We start from the raw sequence: 15745 nt of genomic DNA on the forward strand, positions 1-15745 counted from the left end.
CCTAATTAACGAAGTGGAAGAGGCGCGAAGCACGCATAAGCGACGGCCACTTCCAGATTTCGAGCGGGCTCGCCTTGCCGGCGATCGAGAAGAAAACAAGGTTGGCCCGGCCAACCAGGTTTTCGGCCGGAACGTAGCCGACGGAGAAGCGGCTGTCGGCGGAGTTGTCCCTGTTATCGCCCATCATGAAATAGTGACCTGGCGGAACATCGAACTCGCGCGTGTTGTCGCCGATCGAGTTCGGCGACAGATCCAGCGTGTCGTAGCTGACGCCGTTGGGCAGCGTCTCGCGATAGACATCGATCGGATAATCCTTTTCCGTGATGTCGGGATTGTCGATCTGTCCGGTCTTCACGCGCGGCACGCCGACACCGTTGATGAACAGCTGGCCGTCCTTCACCTGGATCTTGTCGCCAGGCAGGCCGACCACACGTTTGATGTAGTCGACGGACGGGTCCGGCGGGAACTTGAATACCACCACGTCGCCACGCTTCGGCTCGGAGCCCCAGATGCGGCCCGAGAAGATGTCCGGGCCGAAGGGCAGCGAATAACGGGAATAGCCGTAGGACCATTTGGTGACGAAGAGATAGTCGCCCTCGAGCAGTGTCGGCCGCATCGAACCCGACGGGATCGAAAAGGGTTGGAACAAGAGCGTGCGAATGACCAAGGCAAGCAAAAGCGCCTGGACGATGACGCTGACGGTTTCGCCAAGCCCGCCGGATTTCTTCTGGGGTTTTTCAGCCACGCTCATGTCGTCCTCGATTGTGCGTTGGATGGTATAGAGTCTCGGCGCGCGCTGGGCAACGTCATGCCGGTGGTCAGATGCAATCAATGTGGCGCTTGTTCGACGGGCAACGCTTCGATGATCACAAAGGCTTGAGCAAGCGGAAAATCATCCGTGATGGTGAGATGGATCATCGCCCGATGGCCCTTTGGCAGAATCGCGTTCAGCCGCGCCTCGGCGCCACCGGTCAGTGCCATGGTGGGCGCGCCGCTCGGAAGATTGACGACACCCATGTCGCGCCAGAACACGCCCTGCGCCAGGCCCGTGCCCAGTGCCTTGGCGCAGGCCTCCTTGGCGGCGAAGCGCTTGGCGTAGGAGGCCGCCCGCGCCCGACGATTTTCGGAGCGGGCCTGCTCGACCTCGGTGTAGATTCTCTGGATGAAGCGCTGGCCATGACGCTCCAAGGACTTTTCAATGCGTCTGATATCGATCAGGTCGCTGCCGATGCCGATGATCATCGCGCGGTGGAACCGATGCTGGCGTTTGGGTTAGACGCTTGCTCATGGCGGGCCGCGCGCTCCGCCAGCCGTTTGCGCCGCTGCTCGCGAAAGGCGTTCATGCCCCAGCGCGTGATGGCGTAGAACAGAACCCCAAAGGCCAGTCCGAGCGGTATCGCACCGATCAGCATCGGCTTCAGCACGGGGGCCCACAATTGCGCGAAGGAAAGGTTGTGCAGCATCTCGCCCAGGTGCGCGGGCGGGCCGTGCGCCGGCAGGCGGTTGTGCAGGATCAGCTTGCCGGTCTCCCAGGAGGCGCCCCACAGCAGCGGGAACGTCAGCGGATTGCCGAAGAATACGGCGCCAAGTGCGGCCGCCACCAGATTGCCGGCGATGAGCCAGCACAGCACCGCGGCAATGGCGAAATGGAAGCCCACCGGAAAGAACGAAGCAAAGACGCCAGCGGCGACGCCGGCCGCCACCGCATGCGGCGTGGCCTTCAGCCGCAGGATGCGCTTGGAGAAGTACTGCAGCGAGCGCGAAAACGACCGGCGCGGCCATAGATAGGTACGCACCCGCTCCAAGAGGCCATCAGGCTCGCGGCGTCGAAAAAGCACTCTATTCCAATTCCTGATCTACCAATACCCGCCGTCCTGCCACCCCAAGCCGGGTCACAGCAACTTATCTTGCGCTTCCGGGGCGCAGAAAGGCAACAACGACTTTGATATAGCGACAGGCTGGCTTCGGAACAACGAAACGCTGCCGCGATGGTCTGCCGCAGGGGGTAACAAGATCGCCATTGAGGCGAAACTGAGGAAAAGAAGGATGGCCGGCATGACCACCATTCGGCCAGCGCGCGACGACGAGGCGAAAGAGTTGCCCTATATCGAGCAATCCGCCGGGCTGGCGTTTCGTTCCATACCGGACCTCGCCTGGACGGCATGCCGGCGAGCCGGCGCTGCGCAATGCTGCTCGATCTCGCGCGGATTTAAGGGCGGCTATTCCAGATATTCACTGACCTCGACCAGATTGTCGTCAGGATCACGGAAATAGACAGACATCATGCGGCCGCGTGCGCCGATCCGCTCGACCGGTCCAAGTTCCACAGTCACACGATCGGCTTCGAGACTGGCGAGGAGTTCGCCGAGCGGCCGATCGGTGATCAGGCAGAAATCACCTGAGCCGGGCGTCGGCGACTTCGCCTTCGGCTCGAAGGTGCGGCTGACCTCGTGGACATTGATCTTTTGGTTGCCGAAAGCCAGCGCTGTCGGCAGGCCCGGCGTATCGATGCGCCGAAAGCCCAGCACGCGCTGGTAAAAGGCGCAGGTCGCTTCGAGCGACGCCACCGTCAGCACGAAATGATCGATACTGATGATCATCCCGCCCCTCTCAGATATTGCGGCTGCCCGGCTTGATCGCCGGTATGGCGGCAAGTTCCGGCGGCAGCCGATCGGCCGGATAGGCCGGCACCTCGTACTCGGCCAGCGCGATCAGCGGCACGCCGACATCGGTCTTGCCCGCCGAACGGTCGATGATGCAGGCCGCCGCTGTGACCTCGGCGCCAAGTTCGCGCAGGCAGTCGATGGTCTCGCGGATAGACAATCCAGTGGTGACGATGTCCTCGACAATGACGACACGCGCGCCGCGCGCGATCTCGAAGCGGCGCAGCCGGAACTCGCCCCCTTCCCGCTCGACCCAGATCGCCGGCACGCCAAGATGGCGCGAGGTCTCGTAGGCCGGGATAAGCCCGCCGATGGCCGGGCCGACGACATAGTCGATTTTGCCCGGCACGGCGGCGCGGATCTTTTCGGCCAGCGCCTTGCACAGCCGCTCGGTCTTATCGGCATGCATGAACACGCGCGCCTTCTGCAGGAACACCGGACTGCGCAGACCCGACGTCAGGATGAAATGCCCCTCCAGGACAGCACCAGCCTGACGAAAAATATCCAGCACTTCGTCCGTATTCATCTGTCTATCCCCGTGTAGATCAGCCGAGTCAGCCATTGACACGCCGTGCATCGCTGACGCTCGAATTGTCCTTGAGCTGCGACAGCAGCCGGTTGAGATGCTTCAGATCCCAGACTTCGAGATCGATCAGCATTTCGGTGAAATCGGGCGCGGTGCGCACCATTGACAGCGTATGGATGTTGGCATCGTTCGAGGCAACGACCTGGGCGATGTCGGCGAGCGATCCCGGTGCATTGATGGCGGTGACGGAAACACGAGCCGGAAAGCGTTCCTTGGTGCGCTCGTCGATGTCCCAGCGCACGTCAATCCAGCGCTCGGGCTGGTCGTCGAAAGCCTGCAGCGCCGGCGACTGGATCGGATAGATGGTGATGCCGGTGCCCGGCTGCACGATGCCGACGATGCGGTCGCCAGGCACCGCCCCTTCCGGCGCGAAACGCACCGGCAGGTCGCCGCGCACGCCACGGATCGGCACCGCGCCGTCGCGCGGCTGGTCCTTGTCCTTGCGCGCGGCACGGCCCGGGATCTGGAACAGCATGCCGGCGGCGTTGCGAATCTTCGACCAGCCTTCCTCGCGCTGCTTGGGCGCCGCCGGCGTGACGCGCTCGTCCTTGTAATCGGGGAAGACGGCTTTCATGACATCGGTGGACGCCAACTCGCCCCGGCCGACGGATGCCAGCACGTCCTCGATATCCTTGCGCGCCAGCCGGTGCAGGACGGGCTTCAGGCTTTCCTTGGTGAAATTCTTGCCGGCCCGCTCGAAAGCCCGTTCGAGAATGCGCGCGCCGAGACCCGAATACTGCTTGCGGATGGCGTTCTTGGTGGCGCGGCGAATGGCGGCGCGCGCCTTGCCGGTGACGACGACGGATTCCCACGCGGCCGGCGGCACCTGTGCCTTGGAGCGGATAATCTCCACCTCGTCGCCATTCTTCAGCTCCGTCATCAGCGGCATGATGCGGCCGTTGACCTTGGCGCCGACGCAGGTGTCGCCGACATCGGTGTGCACCGCATAGGCGAAGTCGATGGGCGTGGCACCTTTCGGCAGCGCGATCAGCATGCCCTTGGGGGTGAAGCAGAACACCTGGTCCTGGAACAGTTCCAGCTTGGTGTTCTCAAGAAAATCCTCGGGGTTGTCGCCCTCGGCAAGCTGTTCGATCGTGCGCCTCAGCCACGCATAGGCATTGGTTTCCTTCGAGATCGAATGGGCCGCACCGTTCGCCTTGCCGCCGGTGTCCTTGTAGATCGAATGGGCGGCGACGCCATATTCGGCGATCTTGTTCATCTCGCGGGTGCGGATCTGAAGCTCGACGCGCTGGCGCGACGGCCCGACGATGGTGGTGTGGATCGACCGGTAATCGTTCTGCTTCGGCGTCGAGATATAGTCCTTGAAACGGCCGGGCACCATCGACCAGGCGGTGTGGATGGCGCCAAGCGCGCGATAGCAGTCCTCGACATTGTCGACGACGACGCGGAAGCCGAAAATGTCGGACAATTGCTCGAAGGAGAGCGCCTTGGCCTCCATCTTGCGGAACACCGACCACGGCTTCTTCTGCCGGCTTTTGACGCTGGCCTTGATCGCGTGCTTCTCGAACAGCGCCGACAACGCTTTCTCGATCTCGGACAGCACACCCTTGTTGCGCTCGAAAATCTCGGCGAGCCTGGCGGTGACGGCGCGATAGGCTTCCGGATTGATGTAGCGGAAGGCGATCTCTTCCAGTTCCTCGCGCATGCCCTGCATGCCCATGCGCCCGGCCAGCGGCGCATAGATATCCATCGTCTCCTCGGCGATGCGCAGGCGCTTGGCTTCCGGCACATGGTCGAGGGTGCGCATATTGTGCAAGCGGTCGGCGAGCTTGACGAGAAGCACGCGCACGTCTTCCGAGATCGCCAGCAGAAGCTTGCGCAGATTCTCGGCCTGCTCGGCCTTCTTGGAGACGAGGTCGAGCTTCTTCAGCTTGGTCAGGCCCTCGACCAGCTTGCCCATCTCAGGCCCGAACAGTTCGTCGATCTCGGCCCTGGTCGCCGTGGTGTCCTCGATCGTGTCATGCAGCAGGGCGACGGCGATCGTCGCCTCGTCCATGTGCATCTCGGTGAGGATGGCGGCGACTTCGAGCGGATGCGAGAAATAGGGGTCGCCGGAAGCGCGCTTCTGGTGGCCATGCTTCTGCATGGCATAGACATAGGCCTTGTTGAGCAACGCCTCGTTGACGTCAGGCTTGTAGCGCTGGACGCGCTCGACAAGCTCATACTGACGCATCATGGGCGGAATCTCTCGGCGATGAAATGAATCATGCGCCGCACTGCCGCACGGCGCATGTCCGGCACCAACTGTCGCAAATACCAGATTCACGCATTATGCCAAGCACGGCCAAAACTGCATCCGGTATTTGCGACAGTTGGTACTAGATAGCCACGAAACTGCCGGGACGGAAGTGCCGGAAGATTGTTCCAGGCGCCTCCGCAAAGCAGTCTTAGTAGTCGTCGCTCTTTTCCGGCGGCACCAGGCCTTCGATGCCGGCCAGCAGATCTTCCTCGGTCATGCGATCGAAGGCGATGTTGTCCTCGGCATCATCGGTATCGGCGGCCGTGACGGCTGCGCCGGTCTGATCGGCGATCGCCTCGCCATCGGCTTCGGGCTCGTCGACCTCGACATGCTTCTGCAGCGAATGGATCAGGTCTTCCTTGAGGTCATCGGGCGACAGTGTCTCGTCGGCGATCTCGCGCAGTGCGATGACCGGGTTCTTGTCATTGTCGCGCGGGACGGTGATCTGCGCGCCCTGGCTGATCTGACGAGCACGGTGGCCGGCCAGAAGCACCAGCTCGAAGCGGTTGTCGACCTTGTCGATGCAATCTTCAACGGTTACGCGGGCCATGGATTTGCCCCTTTCATGCCTGGATTTAATGGAAAACAGGCGCGGTCAATAACCCGAACGCCGCCGAAATACAAGCATTATGGAATGCCGGGGCCGGAGAACGGACGATCTGTCATTGCTTTGCCGGATTTCCCCCGAAACCGGTTTCAGTCGAGCTCCGGTGCGCCCGGTACCAAGCCGGCGATCACAATTGCTTGCAGTGCGGCAACGCACCCTTGGATTGCCACAAAACTGGCGTTATTTCGAAAAGCGTAAGGTCAGCCGGTTTATTGCGAGCCCTACTGATAGTCGCATTTCGTTTTAACGGCCGCTTATTTCGAAAAGGAATTTTTCCATGTTCGACCCCCGTGAAAAGATCGCCTTGTTCATCGACGGCGCCAATCTCTACGCCACGTCGCGCGCGCTCGGTTTCGACATCGATTATCGCAAGCTCCTGTCGAGCTTCCAGAAACGCGGCTACCTGCTGCGCGCCTACTATTACACCGCCCTAGTCGAGGATCAGGAATATTCCTCGATCCGGCCGCTGATCGACTGGCTCGACTATAACGGCTTCAAGGTGGTGACCAAGCCGGCCAAGGAATTCACCGACTCGACCGGCCGCCGCAAGATCAAGGGCAACATGGACATCGAATTGACCGTCGATGCGCTGGAACTGGCCGATGTCGTCGACCACTATGTCATCTTCTCCGGGGACGGCGATTTCCGCACGCTGGTCGAGGCGCTGCAACGGCGCGGGCGCAAGGTGTCGATCGTCTCGACCATGGCCTCGCAGCCGCCGATGATATCCGACGATCTGCGCCGCCAGGCCGATCATTTCATCGACTTGATGACGTTGAAGAACGAAGTGGGCCGCGATCCCTCCGAAAGGCCGGTGCGCCGACCCGAACCGGCCGAGACGGAAGAGGACGAGTACTGAGGACGGCGGCGTTGGCCGCACATCTCGCTGCCTCCCCGGAACCCGATCGCGACTGCCCGCTCTGCCCGCGGCTGCATGGTTTCATTGCCGAGTGGCGGCAACGCGAGCCATCGTGGTTCAACGCCCCGGTTCCGACCTTCCTGCCGCCCGAAGGCGACGATTCGGTCCGGCTGCTGATCGTCGGGCTTGCGCCCGGCCTGCGCGGAGCGAACCGCACGGGCCGGCCTTTCACAGGCGACTATGCCGGCGACCTGCTCTACGGCACGTTAATCGCGCACGGCTTGGCGCGCGGCGAATTCAAGGCGCGGCCTGACGATGGGTTGGAGCTCGTTGGAACGGCAATCACCAACGCCGTCCGCTGCGTGCCGCCCGAGAACAAGCCTGTGGGCGCCGAGATCGCCACCTGCCGGACCTTCCTTGTGCCGACGATCGCACGGTTTCCCAATTTGCGCGCCGTGCTGGCACTTGGTTCGATCGCGCACCAGTCGACCGTGCGCGCACTGGGCCAGCGCGTCGCCGCCTATCCCTTCAAGCATGGCGGGCGGCAGGAGGCCGGCGGCATCACGCTGTTTTCCAGCTATCACTGCTCGCGCTACAACACCAATACCGGCGTGCTGACCGAAGCGATGTTCGTCAGCGTTTTCAGCGAGATCGCGGCGTTCCTCGACTTGTAGTCTGGAATTCCCTTACAACGCCGGTGCGAACAATGCGGCCAGCGTCTCCTGGCCGCCTTGCAAAACGTTCAGGTCGACGTCACCGACGATGCCCTCGACGCGGCCCCTGTTGTGATACTGCCAGTAGACCCAATCGTCGCGACCCGGCTCGAGCAGCAGTGAGCGAAGCCAGAGCGGGCGGGCGGCGATCTGCCCGGCATAGGCCGTTGCTGCATCGTCCGTCATATAGATGATAGCCTTCTTGCCAAAGGCGGCTTCAACTGGACCGAGGAAGGCCTGGAGTTCGGCGTCGAGTTGTTCGGGCGAAGGACGCTGCGGGCAATTGCCGCCGAACTCGATGTCGACAACCGGCGGCAGCAAAGGCTGGTCGTGCGGCACCACGGCGATAAAATTCTTCGCCTGGTCGGCGCCCGGCCGGCAGAAGGTGAAAAAGTGATAGGCGCCGACAGCGAGCCCAGCAGCACGAGCCTCGCGCAGATTGGTGACGAAGGCATCGTCGACATGATCGCCGCCCTCGGTCGCCTTGATGACCGCAAAGGCGACGTCGGCGGCGGCAACGCGCCGCCAGTCGATCCGGCCCTGATGATGCGAAACGTCGATGCCCCTGACAGGATATTTGCCGCGATCCGGAGAAAACGCATGGAAATAGAAGCCGCCAGCGACGATGAGGATTGCAAAAACCAGGCTGACCGATCCCCAGAGGATGATCCGGTTCTTCAAGACTGTCCCCTCCGGCATTTCTGGCTCCTTGGCTCGAGCCTGAAGCCAAACACTCGTCCGCTTGGCTACCACCTGATGGTTGTCACCCGCGCTCCTTCAAGAGCCTGCCCTTCTCACGTGACCAGTCGCGCTGCTTTTCCGTCTCACGCTTGTCGTGCAGCTTCTTGCCGCGACCGACGGCGAGCAGCAGCTTGGCGCGGCCCTGGTCGTTGAAATAGATCTTCAGCGGCACCAAGGTCATGCCTTCGCGGTCGACGCTCTGCGACAGCCTGGCCATCTCGCGCTTGTTGAGCAGCAGTTTGCGGCGCCGGCGCGGCTCGTGGTTGAAGCGGTTGGCCTGCAGATATTCCGGGAGGTAGGAGTTGATCAGCCAGATCTCGCCGCCCTCGACCGAGGCGTAGCTATCCTGGATGTTGGCCTGGCCCTGGCGCAGCGACTTGACCTCGGTGCCGGTCAGCACCAGACCGGCCTCGACCGTGTCGAGCACCTCATAGGAAAACCGCGCCTTGCGGTTTTCCGCAACGGTCTTGTTGTTGGGATCGGCTTTTCTGACTTGATTCATAATGCGGAGAGGTGGCGCCTCATCCCTAATTAATCAAGCCGGCGTGCTTCATCGCCGCGTCGATCTTTTCGGCCGTCGACTGTTCGACCGTGACCAGCGGCGAACGCAGCACGTTCTCGACCTTGCCGAGCTTCGAGAGCGCATATTTGGCGCCGGACACGCCGGGCTCGATAAAGATCGCCTTGTGCAGCGGCAGCAAGCGATCCTGCAATTCCAGCGCCTTGGCGCTGTCGCCGGACAGCGTCGCCTCCTGGAATTCGGCACAAAGCCGCGGCGCGACGTTGGCCGTCACCGAGATACAGCCGACACCACCATGCGCGTTGAAGCCGAGCGCGGATGCATCTTCGCCGGAAAGCTGGATGAAATCCTTGCCGCAAGTCATACGCTGCTCGGAAACCCGTTCGACCTTGCCGGTCGCGTCCTTGACCCCGACGATATTCTTGAAGTCGTGCGCCAGCCGGCCCATCGTCTCCGGCATCATGTCGATGACCGACCGCGGCGGGATGTTGTAGATGATGATCGGCAGCTTGGTTGCCCTGGCGACGGCGGCGAAGTGCTCATAGAGACCGCGCTGCGTCGGCTTGTTGTAGTAGGGAGTGACGACAAGTGCAGCGTCGGCGCCTGCCTGTTCGGCATACTGGACCAGGCCGATCGCTTCCGCGGTGTTGTTGGAGCCAGCGCCGGCGACGACCGGAGCGCGGCCCCTGGCCGCCTCGATGCAGACCTTGACCACCTGACGATGCTCGTCATGCGACAGCGTCGGCGACTCGCCGGTGGTGCCCACGGGAACCAGGCCTGTCGTGCCCTCCGCAAGTTGCCAGTCGACAAAGGCGCGAAAGGCTTTCTCGTCGAAACGCCCGCTCTTTTCGAACGGTGTCACGAGCGCGGTCAGCGAGCCTCTCAGCATGTCGTCCAACTCCTTGGGACTTCTTTGTTCACGCATATCGTTATCCCAAAACCGGTAGCCACTTTTGGGCGATATGCATGGGTTTTCGTTTCTGGTCTTAATGTCGCGCCTTCTAGCCGAAAGCGAGGCGGCGCACCATAGTCTCGACATGGTTGCGCGGCAAGCATTGCCATGCTGCCAGCAAACGCAATTCGAACGGCCTCGATAACCTTTTGTTAACTGGCCCTTCATGACCTAAGCTTACGGTCTGGTCCAGGTCGCGAAGCTTCCGCGCCTGCTGGTGATGTGTAAAGGCTGAACGATGCCGACTAGGCGGCCTCATCTTTTCGCGCTCCTGGGCGCGGTCGTCGCGCTGATGCCGGAGATGGCGATCGGCGGCAGCGTCGACGTGCAGTTGACATCGGCCATTCCGATGCCCGGCATGCAAGGCTCGCAAGATGCGGGTCCAGGCGATACGGCCCCCTCTGCCAGCATTGTGCAGTTGAAGAGCGGTCTGGACGCACTGGCGGCGGGCGACATTCCCGGTGCCCGCGCCGCGCGAGATGCCCTTCCCGCCCGTTCGCTCGACCAGCACATCCTTGCCTGGGCAATCGCGCTTTATGGCGGCGACAAGGTGCCGAGCGGCGACATTGCGGCCGCAGCGAAGATGTTGCCCAACTGGCCGGGGACAACCGCGCTGCGCAAGAACAGCGAACGCGCACTCCATCGCGAAAACCCCGCCCCCGACGTCGTCGTGCAAGCGTTCGACGGCAGCCAGCCGCAGACATTCGAAGGTGTGATGCTTCTTGCCCGCGCCTATGTGGCGCAGGGCAACACCAAGGCGGCGCTTTCGGTACTGGTGCCGTTCTGGCGCACCGCGATCCTGGACGCCAAGGACGAGACAGCGCTGATCAAGGAGTTCGGCGGGCTGATCCCGGCGGCCGATCACCGGTTCCGCATGGAGCGCATGTTCTACGCCGACCGGGTCGGCGCGGCGCAGCGCGTCGCCGGCCTGGCGCAAGCGCAGCAACTGGCCACCGCCTGGGCGGCCGCCGACAAGGGCGACAAGAACACCGCCAAGCTGCTCAAGGCGGTACCGGCTTCACAGCGTTCGGCCGGCTATTTCTTCGCGCAAGCCGAATATCTGCGCAAGCAAGACAATATTGCCGACGCCGCCGCCATTGTGATGAAGGCGCCGACGGATCGCGAAGCGCTGGTCGACCCGGATGCCTGGTGGGTGGAGCGCCGGGTACTGTCGCGCGAGCTGGTCGACAAGGGCGACATGAAAGCCGCCTACAAGATCGTCGCCATGCATGCGGCCGAAAGCACAGCGAACGCCGCCGAAGCCGAATTCCATGCCGGCTGGTACGCGCTGCGCGGCTTGAACGATCCCAGGCTTGCGGCAACCCATTTCGCGCGCATCGCCGACCTTGCGCAGGGGCCGATGACATTGTCGCGCGCCTATTACTGGCTCGGCCGCGCCGCCGAAGTTGGCGGCCCGGGTAGCGCAAAGGATTATTTTGCGCGCGCGGCGGCCTACGGCACGACATTCTACGGCCAGCTCGCCGCCGAGCGCATTGGTCGCCCGGTGCTGAACATCGCCTATCCCACGCCGAGCGCCGCCGATCGCCAGAGTTTTGCCGGCCGCGAGGCCGTCGCCGCCATCAAGCGATTGCAGGAGGCAGGCTACGACCGCTATGCCGAGACTCTCTATCGCGACCTCGCAGGACAGTTGACCAGCCCGGGCGAACTGGCGCTGCTGGCGGTGCTGGCGGAAAAGCAGGGCAACCACTTCATGTCGCTCAAGATCGGCAAGATCGCCGGCGCGCGTGGCATCGATGTCGGCGCGCTGTCGCATCCTTTGGGGGTCATACCCGATAGCGCCGATATTTCCGGTTCGGGCAAGGCACTGGCCTATGCCATCGCCCGCCAGGAAAGCGAATTCAACATCAGCGCCATATCGAGCGCCGGCGCGCGGGGGCTGCTGCAGCTGATGCCGGCAACCGCCAAGCAACTTGCGAAGAAGGCCGGGCTGCAATTCTCGCAGGCACGCCTGACCACCGATGCCGGCTACAATGCGACGCTGGGCTCGGCCTTCCTCGGCCAGCAGCTCGACCGCTTCAACGGCTCCTATGTGCTGACCTTCGCCGGCTACAATGCAGGCCCCAACCGCGCCGCCCAATGGGTGGCGAAATACGGCGATCCGCGCGGCAAGGACATCGACGCCGTCGTCGACTGGATCGAGCGGATTCCTTACACGGAAACAAGAAGTTACGTGCAGCGCGTGATGGAGAACTACGAGGTCTACAAGATGCGCATTTCCGGCAAGTACGACATTGTGGGAGATCTTGTGAACGGGCGGAGTTGACGGCTTTCGTTCCTCCTTGCGAGAGGAGTTGGCCTCGCGCGGATCCGCCCGTCTTGGCTGAGTGAAGGGCCTCGCCACCTTCGGCCCGCAAGAGGAGAAGTAACTGCCCCATTTGACCATCCCTTCCCCCGCCTGTAGCAGACGGACGATCGGGCGAGAGCAAGGGACAGCATTCCAATGGCGAGCGAACGTTTCTCCGATTTCTTCTACACCGCGCCGGATGGGCTGAAGCTGCATGCCCGGATCTATGGCGAAGCAAATTCGGGACATTGGCCAGTCGTCTGCCTGCCCGGCCTCACCCGCAATGCACGCGACTTCCATGAACTCGCGCTCTATTTGGCCGGCAAAGCCGGAAGCCCGCGCAAGGTCGTCGCCTTCGACTATCGCGGCCGCGGGCAGTCCGATTATGATCCCGATGTCAGCCGCTATACTGTCGGCGTCGAAGCCGACGACATTCTTGCCGGACTGGCGGCCTTGGGAATCGAGGAAGCCGCCTTCATCGGCACCTCGCGCGGCGGCCTGATCATTCATGTCCTGGGCGCGCTGCGGCCGGCCATATTGAAAGCGATCGTGCTGAACGATATCGGACCGGTGATCGAGCCGGCCGGCCTTGCCCTTATCCAGTCGTATCTCCAGCGCGAACCGAAGCCGAAGACCTTCGCCGAAGCAGTGGCGGCCCAGCGCCGCGTTCATGGCCGGGATTTTTCCGCGCTCACCGATGCGGACTGGGAGCGCATGGTGCTGGCGCTCTACCGCGAAACCGACCAGGGCCTGCTGCCGGATTTCGACCCGAAGCTGGTCGACACTGTTGCAAATCTCGACCTGACGCAGCCGCTACCGGCGCTGTGGCCGCAATTCGATGCGCTGTCGGCCCTTCCCATGCTCGCCATGCGCGGCGCCAATTCGAGTTTGCTGTCGGTGGACACACACAGGCAGATGCGGGAGCACCATCCGGCCATGCAGACGATCACCGTTGAAGGTCAGGGTCACGCCCCTTTCCTCGAAACCGGAACCTTGCCGGGCGACATCGCCGCTTTCCTCAACAGAGCCGAGCGGCTGCCGACTCGCCTTTAAAAACCGTTGCCCGCAAGGCAAAACGACAGCAGTGGACCAAGGGCAGGCTTCGCAGCCTGGATAGCATGCCCCAACGACCCGCGGATCGGGGACCCACGGGATTGGTCGCCTACAGCCCCTTCAAAGCGTGAACTTATCGGGACTTTGAGGCCTTCTTCATTGCCTTGGCCGTGGTCTTCACGGCAACCGGTTCGTCCGCCGCACGGCGCGCAGCGGCGCGGGGGGACGGTTCGGGCGCTGCCTTCGCGTTGTCGGCGCCGCCAGACCGGGGTACTTCCAGCACGGTGACGCAGCCGTCGAGATCGTTGGTGGCCAGATGCGCATAGCGCATGGTCATCGACAGGGTCTGGTGGCCAAGCCACATCTGCACGCGCCTGATATCGATGCCGCCCTGGACAAGCCGCGAGGCACAGGTATGGCGCAGGATGTGCGGCACCACCTGGTCGTCGGCGGCCAGACCGACTTCGGCCTTCGCGTCGTTCCAGATGGCGCGGTATTGAGCCTGGCTGAATGTGGTGAACGGGCCTTTCGGCCGACGGCCTTCGCCGGGAGGCAGCTTGATCACTTCCTTGACACGCTCGGTCATCGGAATGGTGCGGCTGCGGCCGGACTTGGTGATCCAGAAGGAGACGCGATGCTCCTGGACATCGTTCCAGATCAGCCCGAGCGCCTCGCCAAGGCGGCAGCCAGTGTCGACCAGGAAGACGGAAAGCCGGTAAGCATCCTCGCTGCGGCTCCTGATGGCGGCAAACAGCCTGGCCTCTTCGTCCCTTTCAAGGAAACGAATCCGTCCCGACCGCTCCTTCTGGCGGCGGAACTCGGGCAGGCTGTGGATATCTCCCATCTTGTAGGCCTTGCGCAGCAGTTTGCTGAGGGCAGCCATCTTCCGATTGATGGTTGCGTTGCTGTTGCCGCGCTGGCGCAAGGTGCCGATAAGGGTGTCCAGGGTACTCTGGTCAAAGGCGCTGAAACGCTCCCCGAGCAGAATCTCGTCTATCTCGCCGATGAACGAGCTGACATTGTACTTATGCCGCCCATCATCCCACAATATGTCTCGATATGCCGAAAAAAGATCTCCAACCCTATGCGACTTTACTTCTCGTATTTTATTGTAGGTGTAGTTAAACCTTGAATTCTGAGAAGAAAACATCGAAAAATGATCGGAGGGCTCACCCTCTTGAATCGCTTCGGTCGTCATCATTTGCCACACCCCCGAGTGGACAGGTCAACCACCTAACCCACATGGAAGCGTCCTTTCAAGAGTTTTGAATCACGCATTTGTGATTTCATCCACCAGGCGGTGGATCCCACGAAACCACTCACGGATCCAATTCAGCTACCGTTACCCCCTGTTCCTTCTATTTGCCTTGATCCAGTCACGAGACAGAAACAGCCCGGGCGTTGATGCGCCCGGGCTGGATTTCACCTGTATGGAGCCAGCCCTTAGAACGAGCGCTGGAAGCGGAGGATGCCGCCGATGCTGCTCTTCTTGTCGGCACCGGTCCAGTTGGAGAAGTCGGCGTCGTCGAACTTGCCTGCGTTGAGGTAGTCGACTTCGGCCGTGACCGTGAAGCCCGGGACGACGTCGTAGGCGATGTTCGCCGCGATGCCCAGGTTCTTCCAATCGTCATACGACACCTGCGCGTTGAACGAGGTCTTCTCGTTGAACTTGTAGGTACCGCCGCCCCAGACAGCCCAGTTGCCGCCCCACTGCTTGTAGAAGCCGCGGCCGCCAGCAGGGATAGCGTAGGTCGGATCGTTGAGGTTGTCGTCGGTGCCGTAGCCACCCATGACCCACAGCGACAATGCGTCGTTGACGTTCACGTCCAGGCGAACCTTGCCGGCGACTTCTTCGTAGTTGCTGTCATAAGCGACGACGCCGGTGATGGCGCCCCAGCCCTGCGTCCACTTCAGACCGCCGACGACATGCGGAACGTAGCTGTCGATCGTGCCGACAACGCCCTGGCCTTCTTCGAGCGAGACCACGGCCGAGAAGCCGTTGCCTGCGTCGAAGTAGTACTGGACGACGTTGGTGTCGAAGTCGCCGTAAGGAACCAGCGTATCCTGGATGACGTTGCCGGCGTAGCCGATGAACGTATCGAAGGCCGATTCGTCCTTACCGACGCGCAGACCACCGAGCTGGATCCAGGCGAAGTTCAGCGAGACGTCCTTGTTGTGGGCGGTGTTGGCGAATTCGATGTCATTATCGTTGCCGAAGTTGAAACGGGTCTCGGTGTAGGTCTTCAAGGTGCCGAGTTCGGTTTCCTGGCCGGTCCAGGTCTTCAGCGTGAAGCGGGCATTTTTGTGCCAGGTGTCGTTTACCGAGCCGTCCTCGTGGTCCGCAGTCTTCGAACCATTGAACGTGCCGACGTCGCCCACGCCGATGTCATAACGGATGTAGCCGCCGATGCGCAGGCAGGTTTCGGTGCCGGGGATGTAGAAGTAGCCAGCGCCGTAGACGTCGCAGATCTTGACGTATTCAGCGG

At 62.2% G+C, this 15745-nt stretch carries 16 protein-coding genes; 4 read left to right on the plus strand and 12 right to left on the minus strand.

Annotated features, from left to right (window positions below):
• Position 1 precedes the first annotated feature (1 nt).
• From lepB to rpoZ, 7 genes are all read right to left on the minus strand, one after another.
• Entirely contained in the window at positions 2 to 751 is a 750-nt protein-coding gene (gene lepB, locus FJ964_RS05095) for a signal peptidase I (protein ID WP_140517805.1), read from the minus strand.
• Between the two features lie 77 nt (positions 752 to 828).
• A complete protein-coding gene (gene acpS, locus FJ964_RS05100) occupies positions 829 to 1242 on the minus strand; it encodes a holo-ACP synthase (RefSeq protein ID WP_140494597.1) in 414 nt (137 codons plus the stop codon).
• On the minus strand, positions 1239 to 1838 hold the full coding sequence (locus tag FJ964_RS05105) for a DUF2062 domain-containing protein (protein WP_140549343.1): 600 nt from the start codon (positions 1836 to 1838) through the stop codon (positions 1239 to 1241). The genes acpS and FJ964_RS05105 overlap by 4 nt, the downstream gene beginning before the upstream one ends.
• A 381-nt stretch (positions 1839 to 2219) precedes the next feature.
• The gene (locus FJ964_RS05110) at positions 2220 to 2600 is read right to left on the minus strand and encodes a VOC family protein (protein ID WP_140549344.1); all 381 of its coding nucleotides are present in this window, start codon (positions 2598 to 2600) and stop codon (positions 2220 to 2222) included.
• Positions 2601 to 2610: 10 nt separating this feature from the next.
• Positions 2611 to 3189, minus strand: coding sequence for an orotate phosphoribosyltransferase (gene pyrE / locus FJ964_RS05115; protein WP_140517801.1), 579 nt, complete (start codon positions 3187 to 3189; stop codon positions 2611 to 2613).
• A 28-nt stretch (positions 3190 to 3217) separates the two neighbouring features.
• Complete coding sequence (locus FJ964_RS05120; RefSeq protein WP_140549345.1) at positions 3218 to 5446, minus strand: bifunctional (p)ppGpp synthetase/guanosine-3',5'-bis(diphosphate) 3'-pyrophosphohydrolase; 2229 nt, start codon at positions 5444 to 5446, stop codon at positions 3218 to 3220.
• A 211-nt stretch (positions 5447 to 5657) separates the two neighbouring features.
• Positions 5658 to 6059 (minus strand): DNA-directed RNA polymerase subunit omega, encoded by a 402-nt coding sequence (gene rpoZ / locus FJ964_RS05125; RefSeq protein WP_140494610.1) that lies wholly within the window; start codon positions 6057 to 6059, stop codon positions 5658 to 5660.
• Positions 6060 to 6393: 334 nt separating this feature from the next.
• Between rpoZ and FJ964_RS05130 the strand changes: the two genes are divergently transcribed.
• Positions 6394 to 6975, plus strand: coding sequence for an NYN domain-containing protein (locus tag FJ964_RS05130; RefSeq protein ID WP_140494612.1), 582 nt, complete (start codon positions 6394 to 6396; stop codon positions 6973 to 6975).
• A gap of 11 nt (positions 6976 to 6986) precedes the next feature.
• Entirely contained in the window at positions 6987 to 7649 is a 663-nt protein-coding gene (locus FJ964_RS05135; protein WP_140549346.1) for a uracil-DNA glycosylase, read from the plus strand.
• 12 nt (positions 7650 to 7661) lie between these two features.
• On the opposite strand, the gene FJ964_RS05140 is transcribed toward FJ964_RS05135, so the two are convergent.
• From FJ964_RS05140 to dapA, 3 genes are all read right to left on the minus strand, one after another.
• The gene (locus FJ964_RS05140) at positions 7662 to 8369 is read right to left on the minus strand and encodes a GH25 family lysozyme (RefSeq protein WP_140549404.1); all 708 of its coding nucleotides are present in this window, start codon (positions 8367 to 8369) and stop codon (positions 7662 to 7664) included.
• Positions 8370 to 8451: 82 nt separating this feature from the next.
• A complete protein-coding gene (gene smpB, locus FJ964_RS05145; protein WP_140549347.1) occupies positions 8452 to 8931 on the minus strand; it encodes an SsrA-binding protein SmpB in 480 nt (159 codons plus the stop codon).
• Positions 8932 to 8956: 25 nt separating this feature from the next.
• Complete coding sequence (dapA, locus tag FJ964_RS05150; RefSeq protein ID WP_140494617.1) at positions 8957 to 9838, minus strand: 4-hydroxy-tetrahydrodipicolinate synthase; 882 nt, start codon at positions 9836 to 9838, stop codon at positions 8957 to 8959.
• A 301-nt stretch (positions 9839 to 10139) separates the two neighbouring features.
• On the opposite strand from dapA, the gene FJ964_RS05155 reads away from it, so the two are divergent.
• Both FJ964_RS05155 and FJ964_RS05160 read left to right on the plus strand, forming a co-directional pair.
• Positions 10140 to 12185, plus strand: coding sequence for a lytic transglycosylase domain-containing protein (locus FJ964_RS05155; RefSeq protein ID WP_140549348.1), 2046 nt, complete (start codon positions 10140 to 10142; stop codon positions 12183 to 12185).
• A gap of 177 nt (positions 12186 to 12362) precedes the next feature.
• A complete protein-coding gene (locus FJ964_RS05160) occupies positions 12363 to 13259 on the plus strand; it encodes an alpha/beta hydrolase (protein WP_140549349.1) in 897 nt (298 codons plus the stop codon).
• Positions 13260 to 13392: 133 nt separating this feature from the next.
• Here FJ964_RS05160 and FJ964_RS05165 read toward each other — a convergent pair whose 3' ends face one another.
• Together FJ964_RS05165 and FJ964_RS05170 are read right to left on the minus strand one after the other, a co-directional pair.
• Complete coding sequence (locus tag FJ964_RS05165) at positions 13393 to 14460, minus strand: site-specific integrase (protein WP_140549350.1); 1068 nt, start codon at positions 14458 to 14460, stop codon at positions 13393 to 13395.
• A 242-nt stretch (positions 14461 to 14702) separates the two neighbouring features.
• A partial coding sequence (locus tag FJ964_RS05170) for a porin (protein WP_140549351.1) occupies positions 14703 to 15745 on the minus strand: 1043 nt, incomplete at its 5' end.

It is taken from the genome of Mesorhizobium sp. B2-3-2, from assembly GCF_006442295.1.
Lineage (GTDB): Bacteria > Pseudomonadota > Alphaproteobacteria > Rhizobiales > Rhizobiaceae > Mesorhizobium.

Coding starts and splice junctions, on each gene's coding strand:
- FJ964_RS05130 (WP_140494612.1), top strand. CDS start 6,394: ATGTTCGACCCCCGTGAAAAGATCGCCTTGTTCATCGACGGCGCCAAT.
- FJ964_RS05110 (WP_140549344.1), bottom strand. CDS start 2,600: ATGATCATCAGTATCGATCATTTCGTGCTGACGGTGGCGTCGCTCGAA.
- FJ964_RS05155 (WP_140549348.1), top strand. CDS start 10,140: ATGCCGACTAGGCGGCCTCATCTTTTCGCGCTCCTGGGCGCGGTCGTC.
- FJ964_RS05165 (WP_140549350.1), bottom strand. CDS start 14,460: ATGATGACGACCGAAGCGATTCAAGAGGGTGAGCCCTCCGATCATTTT.
- smpB (WP_140549347.1), bottom strand. CDS start 8,931: ATGAATCAAGTCAGAAAAGCCGATCCCAACAACAAGACCGTTGCGGAA.
- rpoZ (WP_140494610.1), bottom strand. CDS start 6,059: ATGGCCCGCGTAACCGTTGAAGATTGCATCGACAAGGTCGACAACCGC.
- pyrE (WP_140517801.1), bottom strand. CDS start 3,189: ATGAATACGGACGAAGTGCTGGATATTTTTCGTCAGGCTGGTGCTGTC.
- acpS (WP_140494597.1), bottom strand. CDS start 1,242: ATGATCATCGGCATCGGCAGCGACCTGATCGATATCAGACGCATTGAA.
- FJ964_RS05160 (WP_140549349.1), top strand. CDS start 12,363: ATGGCGAGCGAACGTTTCTCCGATTTCTTCTACACCGCGCCGGATGGG.
- dapA (WP_140494617.1), bottom strand. CDS start 9,838: ATGCTGAGAGGCTCGCTGACCGCGCTCGTGACACCGTTCGAAAAGAGC.
- FJ964_RS05120 (WP_140549345.1), bottom strand. CDS start 5,446: ATGATGCGTCAGTATGAGCTTGTCGAGCGCGTCCAGCGCTACAAGCCT.
- lepB (WP_140517805.1), bottom strand. CDS start 751: ATGAGCGTGGCTGAAAAACCCCAGAAGAAATCCGGCGGGCTTGGCGAA.